Annotated in this window: 13 protein-coding genes; 9 read left to right on the top strand and 4 right to left on the bottom strand. The window is 41.4% G+C overall.

The genetic code is table 11. The annotated features are described in order from the left end of the window. Positions 1-172: 172 nt before the first annotated feature. Positions 173-580, bottom strand: a complete 408-nt coding sequence (locus PHAL_RS24275; protein ID WP_016709610.1) for a hypothetical protein — start codon at positions 578-580, stop codon at positions 173-175. A gap of 72 nt (positions 581-652) precedes the next feature. Between PHAL_RS24275 and PHAL_RS0116865 the strand changes: the two genes are divergently transcribed. The 3 genes from PHAL_RS0116865 to PHAL_RS0116855 all read left to right on the top strand — a co-directional run bounded on the left by PHAL_RS0116865 (position 653) and on the right by PHAL_RS0116855 (position 4,891). Then, positions 653-2,242 (top strand): alkaline phosphatase, encoded by a 1,590-nt coding sequence (locus tag PHAL_RS0116865; protein WP_016709609.1) that lies wholly within the window; start codon positions 653-655, stop codon positions 2,240-2,242. An 11-nt stretch (positions 2,243-2,253) separates the two neighbouring features. Continuing rightward, complete coding sequence (locus PHAL_RS0116860; RefSeq protein WP_029216211.1) at positions 2,254-4,044, top strand: alkaline phosphatase; 1,791 nt, start codon at positions 2,254-2,256, stop codon at positions 4,042-4,044. Between the two features lie 133 nt (positions 4,045-4,177). After that, the gene (locus PHAL_RS0116855) at positions 4,178-4,891 is read left to right on the top strand and encodes a hypothetical protein (protein ID WP_029216210.1); all 714 of its coding nucleotides are present in this window, start codon (positions 4,178-4,180) and stop codon (positions 4,889-4,891) included. Positions 4,892-4,935: 44 nt separating this feature from the next. Here PHAL_RS0116855 and PHAL_RS0116850 read toward each other — a convergent pair whose 3' ends face one another. Then, entirely contained in the window at positions 4,936-7,002 is a 2,067-nt protein-coding gene (locus tag PHAL_RS0116850; protein ID WP_016709606.1) for a TonB-dependent receptor, read from the bottom strand. Between the two features lie 219 nt (positions 7,003-7,221). Here PHAL_RS0116850 and PHAL_RS0116845 point away from each other — a divergent pair, with 219 nt between their 5' ends. Beyond that, positions 7,222-8,025: a VOC family protein gene (locus PHAL_RS0116845; protein WP_016709605.1), complete on the top strand. Its 804-nt coding sequence runs from the start codon at positions 7,222-7,224 to the stop codon at positions 8,023-8,025. Here PHAL_RS0116845 and PHAL_RS0116840 read toward each other — a convergent pair. Next, the gene (locus PHAL_RS0116840) at positions 8,002-8,784 is read right to left on the bottom strand and encodes a hypothetical protein (RefSeq protein ID WP_016709604.1); all 783 of its coding nucleotides are present in this window, start codon (positions 8,782-8,784) and stop codon (positions 8,002-8,004) included. The two genes, PHAL_RS0116845 and PHAL_RS0116840, sit on opposite strands and share 24 nt — an antisense overlap. Before the next feature lie 150 nt (positions 8,785-8,934). Between PHAL_RS0116840 and PHAL_RS0116835 the strand changes: the two genes are divergently transcribed. The 4 genes from PHAL_RS0116835 (at position 8,935) to PHAL_RS0116820 (ending at position 14,444) form a co-directional block, all read left to right on the top strand. After that, positions 8,935-9,600 carry an SDR family oxidoreductase gene (locus tag PHAL_RS0116835; protein ID WP_016709603.1) on the top strand — a complete coding sequence of 222 codons (666 nt, stop codon included), beginning with the start codon at positions 8,935-8,937 and terminating at the stop codon, positions 9,598-9,600. 304 nt (positions 9,601-9,904) lie between these two features. Beyond that, positions 9,905-10,270: a hypothetical protein gene (locus PHAL_RS0116830; protein ID WP_016709602.1), complete on the top strand. Its 366-nt coding sequence runs from the start codon at positions 9,905-9,907 to the stop codon at positions 10,268-10,270. Between the two features lie 4 nt (positions 10,271-10,274). Further along, positions 10,275-12,608 (top strand): fatty acid cis/trans isomerase, encoded by a 2,334-nt coding sequence (locus tag PHAL_RS0116825; RefSeq protein WP_016709601.1) that lies wholly within the window; start codon positions 10,275-10,277, stop codon positions 12,606-12,608. Positions 12,609-12,716: 108 nt separating this feature from the next. Continuing rightward, positions 12,717-14,444: a response regulator gene (locus PHAL_RS0116820; protein ID WP_016709600.1), complete on the top strand. Its 1,728-nt coding sequence runs from the start codon at positions 12,717-12,719 to the stop codon at positions 14,442-14,444. A gap of 6 nt (positions 14,445-14,450) precedes the next feature. Here the strand turns inward: PHAL_RS0116820 and PHAL_RS0116815 are convergent, their stop codons facing one another. Further along, positions 14,451-15,068, bottom strand: a complete 618-nt coding sequence (locus tag PHAL_RS0116815; RefSeq protein WP_016709599.1) for a hypothetical protein — start codon at positions 15,066-15,068, stop codon at positions 14,451-14,453. A 151-nt stretch (positions 15,069-15,219) separates the two neighbouring features. On the opposite strand from PHAL_RS0116815, the gene PHAL_RS0116810 reads away from it, so the two are divergent. Then, on the top strand, positions 15,220-16,665 hold the full coding sequence (locus PHAL_RS0116810) for an ATP-binding cassette domain-containing protein (protein ID WP_016709598.1): 1,446 nt from the start codon (positions 15,220-15,222) through the stop codon (positions 16,663-16,665). Positions 16,666-16,890 lie beyond the last annotated feature (225 nt).

Raw genomic sequence — 16,890 nt, 5'->3', positions numbered from 1 at the left:
AGGTGCTGGTGTTGTAGCAACTATCGTAGAGTAATAGTTAGCCTAGCTAATTAATACTAAAAAAACCCGAGCCTAGTCTCGGGTTTTTTAATGTCTGCGATTTGAGCTGTAAGCCGCCAGCCGTCAGTTTAAGACAAATTCGTCTTGACATGAAAGTTGAAGCGGGCAAATTTTATAGCTGATAGCTGATAGCTGATAGCTGATAGCTGATAGCTGATAGCTGATAGCTGATAGCTGATAGCTGATAGCTGATAGCTGATAGCTGATAGCTGATAGCTGATAGCTGATAGCTGATAGCTGATAGCTGATAGCTGATAGCTGATAGCTGATAGCTGATAGCTGATAGCTGATAGCTGATAGCTGATAGCTGATAGCTGATAGCTGATAGCTGATAGCTGATAGCTGATAGCTGATAGCTGATAGCTGATAGCTGATAGCTGATAGCTGATAGCTGATAGCTGATAGCTGATAGCTGATAGCTGATAGCTGATAGCTTACCCATCGTAACGTTATGATATAACAAATTAAATTCAATCAAACCTTTCATTTTTATGTAATCTAAAGTCACTTTTTCAGTCACAAATTCTGCCTAGTATGATTGCTCTGATTATTACTAACTTTCTTGTTCATAACGTACTAACGGAATTTAAAAATGAAAATTAATAAAATTGCGACTGCAATTGGTTTTACATTGGCATTGTCTGCAACGGCAAATGCGGCTGTATTACCAGATAATCAAACAAAAAATGAATGGTATAGCGATGCGCAAAGCAAAATAACGGCTAAGCAGGCAATGGCTACTACCGCACCCGCTACAAAAGCAAAAAACGTAATTCTATTCGTGGGCGATGGTATGGGTGTATCAACGCTCACCGCGGCGCGTATTCTTGCGGGTCAACAACAAGGCGCTTTAGGTGAAGAAGGCTTTTTGAGTTTTGAAGAGTTTCCATATTCTGCGCAAGTAAAAACCTATAACGTAGATGCGCAAACGCCAGATTCAGCAGGCACCATGACGGCTATTATTTCTGGTGTTAAAACGGATGTGGGTGTTATTGGTGTAAACGAAAATATAGAGCGCGGTAACTGTGCAACGGTAGCAGGTAATGAATTAATTACGGCTACTGAACTTGCTGAAATAAAAGGCTTAGCTACTGGAATCGTTTCTACTGCACGTATCACCCATGCGACACCGGCTGCAACCTATGCAAAGTCAGCCGATCGTAACTGGGAAGATATCTCAGATATGCCAGCAGATGCGGTTGCTGCAGGGTGTGAAGATATCGCCTCACAGTTAGTTAATTTTGAGAAGAATTTAGAAGCGCGTTTTGTTGGTGTTGATGTTGATGGTCTTGAAGTTGTAATGGGTGGTGGTCGTCGTCATTTCTTACCAAAAGATGCGGCGTTTAATTCTGTCGATGCGATGAGTGAGGTCGAAGGTGACCGCACTGATGAGCGTGACTTAACGGCGCAGTGGCAACAGCAATATCCTGAAGGTAAATATGTGGTTGATCAGGCTGGTTTTGACAGCTTAAGCACAGATACAACGCGTGCGTTGGCATTATTTAATGAATCTCACATGCAATATGAAGCAGACCGCAGCAATGATATTGCTGGCGAGCCTTCACTGACCGAGATGACGACTAAAGCCATAGATATCCTGAAAAATAATGAAAAAGGCTTCTTCTTAACGGTTGAATCAGGTCGTATCGATCACGCTCACCATGCGGGCAATGCTTATAACGCATTAAATGACACTATTGAGTTGGCCAATGCGGTTAAAGCTGCTGTAGAAAATACCGATCCAAGTGAAACACTTATCTTAGTGACTGCGGATCATAGTCATGTATTCACTATTGCTGGTTACCCAAAGCGTGGTAATCCAATTCTAGGGCAAGTAGTTGCTGTTGGTAGCGACACGGCAACGCTTGCAGCTGATGGCATGCCATATACCACAGTTGGTTACGCAAATGGTTTAGGCTTTAGAGATTTAGGCGATGAAACAGATGCCGATGCGTCGTATTCAGAAGCGGCAGCCGCAGGGCGTGTAGATTTGAGTGGTGTAGATACTTTAGCTGCTGGTTTTCATCAAGAGGCCACAGTGCCAATGGGCTCAGAAACCCATGCTGGTGAAGATATTTCATTACACGCAATGGGACCAGGCGCGCAGTTAGCACAAGGTGTGGTGGAGCAAAATGTAATTTTCCACATAATCAATCAAGCGCTCGAACTAATAGAAGAATAATGGTGATGACAATGAAAAAATTAAATTTAATATCTCTTGCCGTGGTTGTTGCATTAGCAGGTTGTTCTGATGACGATGATAAAATTGATTCACTGACTGTGGAAAACGCAATTACTGTGGGCTCTGAGCAATGTATCAATGGTGGCATTGAAACCTTAACGGGTGAAGACACCAATCAAAATGGTGAACTTGATGCGGATGAAGTTACTGCGACATCTGTTGTATGTAATGACCCTGCAACGTCATTAAATGCACAGCAGCTAGCGCCGCTTACAACAAATACTTGGTTTAAAGAAGCCAAAACTAAACTCGCTACTAGCCAAGATAATATAGCTAATATTATTACAGAATCAGGTAAAGCGAAGAATGTAATTCTGTTTGTTGGTGATGGTATGGGTATTTCGACAGTCACCGCAGCGCGTATTTTAGCGGGTCAGTTACAAGGAAAAATGGGTGAAGAACACCAACTAAGTTTTGAAACACTCCCATTTTCAGGTTTTGCTAAAACTTACAATGTAGACGCACAAACACCTGACTCTGCGGGTACTATGACAGCAATGGTTTCGGGTGTAAAAACAGATGTCGGTGTTGTTGGTATTGATGAAGCAGTGGTTAACGGCAATTGTTTGTCAGGTAAAGGTCATGAACTTATTACTTCATTAGAGCTGGCTGAAATTGCGGGTAAATCAACCGGTATTATTTCAACTGCGCGTATTACTCATGCCACACCAGCTGCAGCTTATGCTAAAGCGGCTAACCGTAATTGGGAAGATATCTCCGATATGCCTGAGTCTGAGGCTGCAAATTGTGAGGATATCGCTTCGCAACTGGTTAATTTTGAAAAGAATTTGGAAACACGTTTTGCTGGCATCGACGTTGATGGTATCGAAGTGGTAATGGGCGGCGGTCGGCGTCACTTCTTACCTAAAGATGCGTCATTTAATTCAGCCGATGCAGTAAGCTCAGTAGAAGGTGATCGTACTGATGGGCGCGATTTAACGGCAGAGTGGCAGGCTAAATATCCAAATGGTCAATACGTAATGGACCAAGCGAGCTTTGACGCGATTGATGTGGTAAATACTAAGCAAGTGTTTGGTTTATTTAATGAATCCCACATGCAATATGAAGCAGACCGCAGTAACGATATTGCGGGAGAGCCTTCTTTATCAGAAATGACAGCAAAAGCATTAGACGTATTAGATAATAACGACAAAGGCTTTTTCTTAACTGTAGAAGCAGGGCGAATTGACCATGCTCACCATGCGGGTAATGCTTATAATGCGTTAAACGATACAATTGAGTTGTCAAAAGCGGTGCAAGTTGCACTTGATAAAACCAGCATTGAAGATACATTAATTATTGTTACAGCTGATCACAGCCATGTATTTACCATTGCAGGTTACCCTAAACGTGGTAATCCAATTTTAGGTAAAGTGGTTGCTGTGGGTGAAACTGAGCCAAGCCTTGCGGCAGACAACATGCCGTACACCACAGTTGGTTATACCAATGGGGGTGGATTTAGAGATTTAGGTGAGGAAACCGATGCAGATGCAGGCTATAACTTTGCTCCTGTTACGGGTCGTGTTGATTTAACTGATATTAATACACAAAGCCCAGGCTTCCACCAAGAAGCGTTAGTCCCGCTTTCATCTGAAACCCATGCAGGTGAAGATGTAGGGGTTTATGCTCGCGGCCCAGGTGCCCACCTTGTTACTGGTACTAATGAACAAAGCTTTATTTTTCATGTTATGGATTACGCTGCTGATTTAGTGCAACAAGCTGATGACAAAGTGGCTAATTAAATGACAGTGGCTAACTAAGAGCACAACACTGTTAGATTATAAGAGCAACTCGTAGATGAGTTGCTCTTTGTCATTAATTTGCCAAATAAACACTTTACAGTGCTCCTCAGTATTAGATAAAAAAGAGAAATCAGTGAAAAAACTCATCGCATCGTTAGCATTCATAACTCCATTGGCCAGTGCCGCACAATGCGACCTTGATAGCCAATATGTACAAGCACACTATCAGGTTAGCAATCAGCAGACGACAACCAATGCGCTTACAAAGGATCAACAATTTACATTGTGGCGAACGCCGCATCAAGTTGCCGAGCAAGGCCATGAATTAGTTGAAGTATGGCAGCAGTTACGTAATCAACAGATCAGGCCTATTCGATATTTCCAAGCACAACAGCGTGGTATTGAATATCAGCCAACAGAGGTGCACGGCCAGCAAGATTGGAGTACTAAGTATCAATTAGTGAGTGATAACTTTATTGCCAAAATGACGCTAACCAATGAGCAAGGTGAAGGGTGTGAGCGTCTGCAAAATTATCAGTTAGTACAAGGTGATACTAAGATTGAACTGGCATGGTTGGTAAATAAAAAGCTGATAAGTTCAATGCGTATTAGCAAGCCACAGTTAACGCAAACATTAAGCTTAGTGTCGGTACATTTTGATAAAGCTGACGTGTTACAACAGTTTGCCAATTGGGATAGTTACCAAACGACTGATTACGCCGATATTGGTGATAATGAGAGCGACCCATTCTTAGCTAAAATGATTAACCTAGGTTTTATTGAGCATGGTGCGTCAGGTTTTTATGATGCTAACGGTAAAGCACTGAGTGGTGGGCATAGTCATTAAAAAGAGCGCCGAAGCGCTCTTACTAATCAATAACTCATTTACAGTTAGAAACCAAAGCTCCAATTTACACTGGCCACTCGGCCAGTACCCGCAAAGTAACGGGTCGCAGCAGGGTTAGTTTGGCCGTAATAAGTGATATAAAACTCATCGGTTAAATTATCAATACCTAAGCTAAATGCGCCGTATTGCTGAGTTTGATAGTTCACTGATAAATCAACAGTGGTATAACCTTCAAACTCACCACCGGTGTTATAATCACGGTCAAATAATTTGTTAGCTTGTAGACGACTGTTGATACTATTTGTCCACTGTTGCTGCCAAAATACATTCAGACGCGTTGGTGAAATATTACTGCCGCCTAAGTCACTTTCTACAACATTGTCACCATCACCATCATATTGCCCTTCGGTATCTGCATAATTAGCGCCAAAGGTCGTATCGTCATTGAAGAAGTATTGTAAGTTTGCTTCTATACCCGATATTTCGGTACGTTCACGTTGTACACTGTAAATACCATCGGCATCTGCTTGTAAACGAGAGCCTAAATCAGAGTCTGATTCAAAATAGCTGGCTTTAAAGCTAAACAAGTCATTGTTATATTCAAGGCCTACTTCACGATTGTCAGAGATCACCGGTTCTAAGTTTAAAAAGCTTTCAACAGATAGCCCAGGCTGATTAATACCACGTAGTACTCGACCCACATCAGCCATACTAAAGCCTTCGCTGTAGCTGGCGTAAAAGCGTAGATCATCCGTCATTTGATATACGACACCGACATTACCGAGTAATTCGTTAAAGCTTGGCTCGCCACCTTCAACAAAGGTACTGCCGTAAGAGGCAAGGGTAGTGAAATCATCAACTTTTAGCTTACCGTATTCGTAGCGAGCGCCCACGTTGAAGGTCCAATCTTCAAGGCCATCAAAACGTAATTGTGCAAAAGGAGCAGCATTATTAAATTTTGTTTCTGGAACCCAGTTGCGGCCGGTTTGTGCAAGCTCTTGGTAGGTCTCATCGCTTAATAAGTCAAGTCCGGTGACTAAATCAAAGTCGCTGCCAGCAAGGTTATTTTTGGCATAAGTTAGGCGGCTACCGAACTTTTGTGACTTGTTTTGAGATTGATCAAAAATGTCATCACCATAGTTGGGATCTTGAAACGTTGCAAAGTTGCCACCGCCATACATAGCAGCAAAGTCTTGCATAAAGAGTTGAAGCGACAAACTGCCGCCAGCGAGGTTGTTGTGCACATAATCAACCGTGGCTGTCGTAACTCTGTTACGAGGGGTTGCACCTTCAACATCACCTTTTTCTGCGCCCGTTGGGATCCCAGTTGTTACATCACCATCGGTTGCAATATAGTCGCCATTACCTTCAATTTTGTAATGGTTGAACATCACTTGTAGGCTTTGCTCACTATCTAATTGGTATTTCGCTTTAAAGAATAGGTCCAAACTGGTTGAATCTTGGGTGTCGCCTTGGGTACCATCGAGACCGACTAAATTGCCATTACCATCACGGTACATACCTGTACTACGTGCTGATACGCCTGCAACGATACTTAAATCATCTTTTTCCTGACTGAACAAATAGCTGGCTTTATAACTTTGGCTATCACTACCGCCAGTTGTTGGCGCGCTAAAACCAGCGGTTACTTGATGATTATTGTCGCCCGGTGTTTTGGTAATAATATTAATAATACCGCCACTTGCGCCCATACCTTGAATCGCATTGGCACCGCTGATCACTTCAATGCGCTCGATCATGGCAGGATCAATGGTATTGCCATCACGAGAACCATTACGTAATGGATTTGATTGTGGCACGCCATCGATCATATAAAGTGGTTCTCGACCACGCAGTGTTTCACCTGCACTGGTCATTTTTTGTCGACTTGGTGAAAAGCTCGGTAATAAGTTACCCAGAATCTGCGATAGATCTTGGGTGTGAGCCAATTGCTTTGCAATGTCTTCTGCGCTAATCACGTTAATTGTCGCTGGTACAGTGCTCACAGGAGCTGAACTACGAGTGGTTGATATTGTGATCTGTTCAATATCGGCTTGAGAATTAGCGAATGCAGCTAAAGGAGTTAGTAAAAACGGTAAGTAATATTTCATGGACACAATACAATCACTATTTGTTATGGTAGTAAAAATTGTTCGTATTTATACATTTATTTAGCTCTATTAGCAATATATTCAGCTCGAATTACCAGCAACTATTGCTATTAATGAAATTAATAGCTGTGTCAGTACAGGCTATGTCATAAATAAAATTGGCGAAAATGGCATTCCTCTTTTAATTTTAATAGACGTATTTTTTAAGGCGAATAAAGCATGAGTGAAACAAAAGTAAATCATCCCCATGGGATTTTTTGTTGGTCTGAGTTATGTACAACTGATTGGAAAAATGGCAAAGCTTTTTATACTGAGTTATTTTCTTGGGCGGCAGATGACCAACCGATTGGTGATGATCTTTATTACACTATGTTACAAAAGCAAGGCGATGATATAGCCGCTATGTATCAAATGTCATTAGAGCAAAAAACCGCAGGCACACCGAGCCATTGGCTAGCTTATATTGCGGTAGATAATATTGATGAAGTAGCTGCCAAAGCCACTAAATTAGGTGCTGATATCATTGCTGGCCCGCATGATGTGATGGACGCTGGGCGTATGGTGTTACTGAATGAGCCTGGTGGCGCACTGTTTGCGCTATGGCAAGCTAATGAGCATAAAGGCTGTAAGCGCTTAGGGGAGCTAAACACTCCGTATTGGCATGAGTTAGCAACACGTAATAGCGCTGCAAGCCGTGATTTTTATTGCCAATTATTGGGCTGGAAATGCGTCGAAAAACCAATGGAAGGCATGAGTTACACATTATTCACCATCGCCGATCAACCTGTTGCTGGAATGCTAGAAATGACAGAAGAGTGGCCAGCTGACATTCCTGCTCATTGGATGATTTATTTTGCGGTAGATGATTGTGATAATTACGCTGCCACCGCACAGCAACTTGGTGGTGAAGTGTGTGTACCGCCAACTGATATTCCTGAAGTAGGGCGTTTTAGTGTAATCACCGATCCGCAAGGTGCGGTGTTTTCGATCATGACATCGTCAATTCATGATATTCAAGATTAATCCATCGTCAATAGAGCTGTTTAACTGTATTGGTGGCAGCTCAATGATTTTGCCATTGCAGTGTGTAAACTCATTAGCAATCTCATTCAATATAACAGTAATTTCACCACTTGCTTTTAGCTTCGAAATTGACTGTTCAAGTGGTGCTAAAAGCGCTTGGTGGCGTTTGTGAATAAAGTGATGAAGAGGAAATGATTGCCCTAGAATTTCTCGGATATAGACTTGCTCTAACCCGGATTCACATAAAGTGCCTTTAGGAAATAAGCTATTACCAATGATGGCATGAGCACGTTGTTTTTTTAATGCGATAAAGGCTGATTTATCATTGATCACGGTATTACAGCTTAATAACTTGGATTCACACAGTGCTTCGGTAAATAAAGTCCCCGAAATAGTTAAAAACCCTTGATTGACATCTAGCTGGCAGAATGATTCTTCAATACAAAAAAGTACAATTTTAAGTTCAGCGAGAGGAGTCGGTATCATTAATAGTGATTTATATTGATTGCCAATAATAGTAAATCGTCCAGCTTCGGCATCATATAATCCGGCATTTACTTGCTCAAGCCCTCGCTTGCTTGGTAAAAAAATGTAGTGTGGCGTTATATCTAAAGGCGCATAAATTTTATTAAATAGCGTTTCAATTTGAGCTTGACCTAACTGATAAGACGCACTTTCTGACACATTAATAGTGTAATTATTAGCAGCGCTGGCTGTTGTAAATAAGCTAACAAAAAATATCAATAAAACTTTATACATAATGAGCGTGATGAAAGGGTGGTGTATTTAACATAGCATAGAACGAAAGGCTTGCAGTTGTAGTTTCAGTTTTATATTTAGTTCTTGTATTTTGTGGAATTACCCCAAGTAATTAGAACAGGTTAAATTAACAGCAATATGGAGAAATTGATGACAAAGCACGTAGTAATTACTGGCGCAAATCGTGGCATCGGCCTTAATTTATGTCAGCAATATTTAGCAAAAGGCTACCAAGTTACGGCTGTGGTACGTACACCAAGCGATGAACTTAAAGAGTTAGACGTTACAGTGATCAGCAATATCGATGTTGCTAACGCTGCTGATATTGACACCCTAGAAAGCCAATTGCATGGTCATAAGATCGACTTACTCATTAACAATGCTGGTATTTTCCATAATGAAAGTATGGCAGAAATGGATTTTGATACGCTCAATCAACAAATTGCAGTCAATGCGGTGGCACCGATCCGCGTGACTCATGCTTTGATCCATAGTTTAGGTGTTGATGCTAAAGTCGCCATGATCACCTCTCGTATGGGGTCAATTGCTGATAATGGCTCTGGAGGCTATATTGGTTATCGCATGTCAAAAGCTGCACTGAATGCGGCCTCAGTGAGTTTAGCTCATGAATTAAAAAGTAAAAAAATTGCTGTTGGGTTATTTCATCCAGGTTTTGTGCAAACGCAAATGGTTAATTTTGCAGGCGATATCTCGCCAGAATTATCAGCACAGCGCTTAATACAACGCATAGATGAACTAAGCTTGAGTAATACGGGTGGTTTTTGGCATTCAAATGGTGAAACCCTACCTTGGTAAATTTGCCAAACAGCACTTCTATATTTCAACAGTTGGTGAGTAATACCAATTCGCAATAATAAAATCATTTTGAGGGATTAAACCTGACGCTAACGGCGTTAAAAATTTCTGATTTATAGCAACTAAATAACGAAATTTTTGCCTTGTTATCGACGAGGTTTGCTTGCCTCAAAATTGACTCCTTAATTAAGCGAATTGCTATAAAACTCCACTAACTGTTGAAATCTTTCGCTAATTTTTAATACTATTATTTGCTATAATCGCTCTATTAAAAGCCAGAACAGTCGTATTTAGAGAGCAGCACATGGAATTAGAGCAAGATAGCAGTTTAACCTTACCGTTATTTCTTTTTGATGAAACCTTAAATGAGCGAGATTTAGAGGCACCAGATCTGTTGATCAGTGTACTTTTAGATGACGACTTACTTACTCAGCTTTGTCAAAACCCTACGCCTGATAGTAGCGTTGCAATTACTATTGCAGATTACTTGGTCGAAGCGCATAACCCTGTTTTTAGTGAGCTAGTTTCGCAGGCACATCATGCACAGTTGACTTTAAGCCACGGGCCTTTATTAAGTGCAGTGCTAGATACTAAGTCAGATCACACATTTGTGTCACCGCAAATGGATATGATGCCGACCTTTGATTTAGGTGATGATGAGGACGAATAAAGCGATGAAAAAGCCTTTTTTATTAAGCATGTTGTTTATTGTGCTAAGTGGCTGCGCTTATTTAGGTGCAGCCCATTACGATGAGCTTTTTGGCCCAGAGCAAACGCAGCAACGTATTGTTGCTCATAACACGGGCAGTGGCGCTGAATTTTTACAGCATGTACAACCTGTACTTGAAAGCCGTTGTGTGGTGTGTCACGGTTGCTATGATGCGCCATGTCAGTTAAAACTATCATCGCCAGAAGGGATCGACCGTGGCTTAAGTAAAGAGCTTGTGTATGACGGCACCCGTTTGTTAGCGTCAACACCAAGCCGCTTACTGTTTGATGCGACACAAACCAGTCAATGGCGAGAAAAAGGTTTTGTCCCAGTGCTCAATGAGCGAGAGCAATCAGAACAAGCTAATCTTGCAGGCAGCGTGTTATATAACAGTCTTGTGCTGAAAATGAGTTCTCCTTTACCTGAAGAAGGTGTGCTTGATGATGAGTTTGATTTTTCACTAGATCGTTCCCAAAGTTGTGCTTCGATAGGGGAGTTTGACCGTTTGGCTGATAGCCAGCCGCATGCGGGGATGCCTTACGGATTACCGGGTATTTCACGAACCGAATTTAAGCACTTAGAGAATTGGCTTAAAAATGGTGGTAAAATGGCGCATATTAAACCGCCAAGTAAAACCGTGCTTGCACAGGCTCAGCGTTGGGAAAGCTTTTTAAATCAAGATGGTTTAAAGCACCAGTTAGCTGCGCGCTATATCTTTGAACATTGGTATTTGGCGCATATTTACTTTGCACAGGATGGCGAAAAAAGCTTCTTTAAACTAGTGCGTTCAACGACCCCGCCAGGGCAAGATATTGTATTGGTCAATACGCGTCGTCCATACGATGATCCTAAGGTAGAGCGAGTGTATTACCGTTTGATGCATGATAGATCAACTATTTTGGCCAAAACACACTTACCACTTGCCTTGGATGATACAAAGTTAGCACGTTTATATCACCAGTTTATTGAACCTGATTACAAAGTTGAAAAAATGCCGAGTTATACGGCTGACGTAGCATCGAATCCATTTAAATCCTTTGCGGCAATCCCTACTAAATCTAAGTATCAATTTATGCTTGATGAAGCTGAGTTGATTATTATGGGCTTTATCAAGGGGCCAGTATGTCGTGGTCAAATTGCTTTAAATGTTATTAACGACCATTTTTGGGTGGCGTTTGCAGATCCAGATAAGGCTGCAACACCAGAAGTGGGGCAAATGCTAATGCAACATGAAGATGCACTGGCGCTACCTGCCGCCGAAGAAAGTAATGCTTTACCAATTTCAAGTTGGGTAAAATATTCACAGCGACAAAGTGCTTACCTTGAAGCAAAAGTAAAACTGGCAAATAGCATGTTCAAAAATGGCGAAAACCTTACCACCGACGTGTTATGGCGTGGTGAAGGGGTTAATGATAATGCCGCATTGACTATATTTCGCCATTTCGATAGTGCGACTGTGGTTAAAGGCTTTATAGGTCAAGAGCCGAAAACCATGTGGGTACTAGACTATGCATTATTTGAACGTATTCACTATTTGCTGGTGGCGGGGTTTGATGTGTATGGCAATATAGGCCATCAGCTCATTACGCGTTTGTACATGGATTTCCTCCGTCTTGAGGGCGAGCAAAACTTTTTAGCTCTGCTACCACAACAACAACGTAAACAGCTCAAAGCAAACTGGTATCGTAAATCGCCAACAAGTCTAACTGAATTTTTTAAAAGCGGTGAGAGCTTTAGCCAACCAACTGGGGTGGAGTATCAAACTCAAGATCAACAACACGAGTTGTATGGGTTAATTAAGCAAACTTTAAAACCAGTGCTTAGCCCTCGTTATGACTATAAACAGGTTCCAGAGCCGTTACAGCAGTTAAATAAAATGCCCGCCAAGGCCGTTAATCTACTGCCACAAATCTCTTATATTTTAGTCAAAGATGGTGATAAAGAGCATCAAGCGTATACCTTGATCCACCACAATGCTCACTATAATATTTCGAGCTTATTAAACGAAGAAGGGCAGCGAGCTTACGCAGAGGACACAGTCACAATCGTGCCAGGTTTTATTGGTGATTACCCTGAAGCTATTTGGTATTTGAACAATCCGCAACAGGTTGCATCTTTTGCGGAGCAGTTACCAATGATGCAGGTTGAGGCCGATTATAGGGCACTGAAGAGCCAATTTGCTATTCGCCGTACCCACCCGCAGTTTTGGCAATACAGCGATATTTTGCATCGGGTTGCTCAGCAATACCGTGGCGTAGAATACGGCTTATTTGATTATAATCGTTTAGAAAATAGGTAGTAAATAAAGCTGGTAGAACCAAGCTCAGATTAAAATGGGCTTGATTCTATTAGTGCACAGTGTCAGATTATTAGGCTTGGGCTACACTTAACAGAAAAAGAGCCTCTTATGATTCAAATCATTGCTAATATTCGCTCTCTCTACCGTTGGGCATTATTAGCGATTGCCATCCTCAGTACTGCAACCGCACTGTTAATTCAGTATATGCTGTTTGTGCAAAAAGACGACGCGCATATTATTAACGTAGTGGGTAAGCAGCGTATGTTATCGCAAAAAATAGCGTGGCATAGTAATGCACTAATAACAGAAACAGGCTTAGATACGCCGTTGCATCTTGCAGTTTTAGAGCAAGCAATTGCAGAGTTTACTGCGGGCCATGCACTTTTAGTACAACAGCAAGCAAATGGTGGTTATACGTATTTAAACGATGAGCTCGTTAGTTATTATTTTTCTCCACCAGTAAACCTTGCGCAAAGCGCCCAAGCATATTTAGATAAAGCGCAATTAATAGTAAATAATCGTAATGCCAGAACAGTAGATCAGTTATTTCATGTAGCGGATAGCGAAGCATTGCTGAAAGATCTGGATGGAGCAGTTACTTTATTTGAGCAGCACGCACAACAGAAGTCACAACTATTATCCTACCTAGAATTAAGCTTTTGGTTTACCACATTGGCTTTATTACTTATTGAGTTGAAATTTATCTTTCGGCCAATGGAGCACTTAGTTGCAGCGACGATCAATAAGTATCAACAACAAAAAGCGCAAGTAGAACAGATCAGCCATTACAAAGAACGTTTTATTGCACGGGCAAGCCATGAGTTTAGGACGCCATTACAAGGGCTTGTTAATTCGATTGAGCAACTACAGCTACCAGCAAACCAACAACAAGTGCAAAAGCAAGCTAAGTATTGTGCTAGTAGGATTGTTACTATGTTGGATGAGCTGCACGAATTACAACAATTTAATGCAGGCCAGTGGCAACTAAAGCCAGTTATGCAAAATTTACTGACGAGCCTTGAATCCGTAATCACTCCATTTAACTATGCATGTGAGACTAAAAATCTACAACTTGAAGTAAACTTAAGTGCCGACTTAAATCAAAACGTCATGCTAGATCATAAGCGTTTACAGCAAGTGATCACAGAACTATTAAGTAACGCGATTAAATATACCAGCAAGGGTTTAATTGCAATATCAGTAAACTATCGGGACGGTCAATTGCACATTGCGGTGACGGATAGCGGAGTTGGGTTTGCACAAAATTACCCTTATTTAAATGTAGATAGCACAGATAGCGACAATAACTTTCAAGGCTTACAAACAGGTTTAGTACGCGTTCAGCATATTATTAGTGCTATGCAAGGGGGAATTGAATTTAAGGATCTATCGCCTCATGGCGCAAAAGTTAAGATCCGCATGCCACTGGCTGAATTAGAATCAACAGCAGAGCCCGCGTTATTACCGGCATCGTTAAATTGTTTAGTAGTGGAAGATAATTTACTAAATGCGACGATTTTATCGCGTATTTTAAGCAACTTTAACTACAGTGTAATAACGGCTGAAAACGGTCTAATTGCAACAGAAAAAGTCACTGAGAATAGCTTTGATGTGATTTTTATGGATTTAAATATGCCAGTGATGGATGGTTTTCAAGCAATTGATATAATTCGCCAAGAGCTTCATTCAATGACCCCAATTATAGTTGTTACAGCTAATACTGCTGCCAGCGATTTAGAACGTACGTATGATTTAGGCGCGAACGCTCATGTGTATAAACCATTTGGAGTGAGTGAGATTGAAAAAGCCCTTATACATGTCTTTGATAAGGGCTGATTGCTGCTAGTGGCGAACTTTGATATCGCCCACACCAACCTCAACATTAATACTGTATTGGCCATCACCACGGTATTTACTGGTTGAACTCACCATTTTGCGGCTATGCTTAGCATCATTTTTCATTCCTGATACCTTGGTATCGCCAACGCCACTATCAAGGGTGATTGTTTGGTAATCATCTAATGCACTGCTGATCCTTACAGCCCCTACACCAACATCGATGTTAGCTGTGTTAGCAAAATCAGTGAGTTCAATATCGCCCACGCCTAACTCTATATCTATAGCCATGCTTGTAGGTAGGCTGACCTGCCAGTTTTGTTGTACTTCGTCATTTTCAATCGACAGGCTCAGCGTATCGTTATTTTGTTGATGCTTTAAAGTGATATCTTCCAGTGCCACATCATCGCTAAACCAGCTGTCATTTTTTGCTTTGAGTTCAATCGACACCGTAACGTGATTACCTTGGTGAGTGCTAAATTCTAAACTGCCAACCGGCACGTTGATTGCCAATGCTTGATTGGCCGTGACATCAAACGTCCGTTCAATTTTTTGCTCGGCATGGGCTGTAACACTGCTGGTTAATAATAGTGCGGCTAGGCTAATGGTGCTAAGTATGTTCATTATTGTTACTCATTGTTGTTGGCTTTATAGATTAGACGTAAGCAAATTTAAAAAGGTTTAAACGGCGTGAATTTTATTCTATAGCCATGTTTATTAAAGTCATGTACTTTCAAACTAAGTAATTAACTATGGTGGGTTGATAGGAAGTACTGTGAAGTCAATTAAACTTAATAATGTAACGGCTAATCTAGGCGTTGATGAACACGTGAGCTTCGCGCTAAGTAACTTAACGTGGCAGGTTGATAGCAATCAGCATTGGGTGCTACTTGGTGGTAACGGAGCTGGTAAATCAGCCATTACTGCAGTCCTACTCGATCAGGCTAATATTGTCAGTGGTACGCGACGTTGTGATTTTGAGCGTATGGAAATAGTCTCTTCAGACATGCAAAAGCAATTACTTGCCGCCGAGTTATTAGTTGACCAAGATGATATCACCGATGGTAAAACTGATCCTAAATTAGTGTCAGAATTAATTTATCAACAAGCAAGTGCAAACTTTGATGAGCAGTTATGCCAGCAGCTAATTACTGGGTTTGCTTTTGAGCCATTACTTAAGCAACGTTTACGCGCACTCTCCACAGGTGAAACACGCAAGCTGATGTTGATCAAAGCACTCAGTAATCGCCCTGAACTTATCGTACTTGATGAACCCTTTGATGGCTTAGATGTTGAAAGTACTGAGCGATTAAATACCATATTGGCAGCGCTAAGCGATAGTATGACCATGGTCTTTGTACTTAATCGTTTAGCTGAAATCCCAGCATTTATTAGTCATTATGGCTATGTAATTGCCGGTGAATTGCAGTATCAGCTCGCAAACCCTGACGAAAAACAGCGCGATGAATTATTTAAACTATTACATTTAGCGCATACAGACTTAACCATTCCTGGCAAAGATATGCAGCTCAGCGCCCCTGCGTTTCATGATCCTGAGTTAGTACGATTGCAAAATGCCAGCGTCAGTTATAATGGCCAGATTATTTTTAGCAATTTAAACTGGACAATCAAAGCACAGCAACATTGGCAGTTAAGTGGTAAAAATGGCTCCGGCAAAACCTGCCTACTTAACTTAATCACCGGCGATAATCCGCAGTGTTACAACAATGATATCAAGGTATTTGGTTTTCAGCGTGGCAGTGGCGAAAGCATTTGGCAAATCAAACAATATATAGGCTATATTTCCAATGCCTTGCACATGGACTATCGCGTTAGTATCTGCGCACTCAACACCATAATATCGGGTTTTTACGACAGTATAGGCCTGTATCAAAAGCCAACACAACGCCAGCTTGACCTTGCCATACAATGGTTAGCGCTATTGGGCTTAAGTGAATTTAAAAATACCCCATTTACTCAACTGTCTTACGGCGATCAACGCATGTTGTTAATTGCCCGCGCTATGGTAAAACACCCAACATTACTGATTTTAGACGAGCCATGCTTAGGGCTTGATGAAGCCAATCGACAGCGTGTTTTACTGCTAATCGAAAAAATATGCGCCGCAGGCAGTAGCACAGTAATTTATGTAAACCACCACGCCAAAGATAAAATAGCCGGTATTGAACACTACTTAGATATGGCAGATTTTAGCGGGTAGAGAAGGTGCTAGGGGTAGAGAAAGGTTCTAGAGACTAGGCGCTAGGAAAAACCAGAGCAGCTCGGCGTTAAGTTTATCACCGTAGAGTGGGTTGAGTGCTACGAAACCCAACAGCCATTCTTGCAAAGTAACGCCTTGATATTAAGCATCCGAGAAACGCTGAATTCTGCATCTTGAGGTGGTTTGGTTATATGGATAGCAAACAGTTACGTAATTTGTTATTAA

Origin of the sequence: Pseudoalteromonas haloplanktis ATCC 14393 (genome assembly GCF_000238355.1) — a bacterium.
Lineage (GTDB): Bacteria > Pseudomonadota > Gammaproteobacteria > Enterobacterales > Alteromonadaceae > Pseudoalteromonas > Pseudoalteromonas haloplanktis.
Note: the sequence above shows the minus strand (reverse complement) of the source record. Positions and strands in the feature narration are given on the sequence as shown.

Bases quoted from the DNA above. Each gene is read 5' to 3' on its own strand.
- PHAL_RS0116865 (WP_016709609.1), top strand. From the start codon at position 653: ATGAAAATTAATAAAATTGCGACTGCAATTGGTTTTACATTGGCATTG.
- PHAL_RS0116860 (WP_029216211.1), top strand. From the start codon at position 2,254: ATGAAAAAATTAAATTTAATATCTCTTGCCGTGGTTGTTGCATTAGCA.
- PHAL_RS0116850 (WP_016709606.1), bottom strand. From the start codon at position 7,002: ATGAAATATTACTTACCGTTTTTACTAACTCCTTTAGCTGCATTCGCT.
- PHAL_RS0116845 (WP_016709605.1), top strand. From the start codon at position 7,222: ATGAGTGAAACAAAAGTAAATCATCCCCATGGGATTTTTTGTTGGTCT.
- PHAL_RS0116840 (WP_016709604.1), bottom strand. From the start codon at position 8,784: ATGTATAAAGTTTTATTGATATTTTTTGTTAGCTTATTTACAACAGCC.
- PHAL_RS0116835 (WP_016709603.1), top strand. From the start codon at position 8,935: ATGACAAAGCACGTAGTAATTACTGGCGCAAATCGTGGCATCGGCCTT.
- PHAL_RS0116830 (WP_016709602.1), top strand. From the start codon at position 9,905: ATGGAATTAGAGCAAGATAGCAGTTTAACCTTACCGTTATTTCTTTTT.
- PHAL_RS0116825 (WP_016709601.1), top strand. From the start codon at position 10,275: ATGAAAAAGCCTTTTTTATTAAGCATGTTGTTTATTGTGCTAAGTGGC.
- PHAL_RS0116820 (WP_016709600.1), top strand. From the start codon at position 12,717: ATGATTCAAATCATTGCTAATATTCGCTCTCTCTACCGTTGGGCATTA.
- PHAL_RS0116815 (WP_016709599.1), bottom strand. From the start codon at position 15,068: ATGAACATACTTAGCACCATTAGCCTAGCCGCACTATTATTAACCAGC.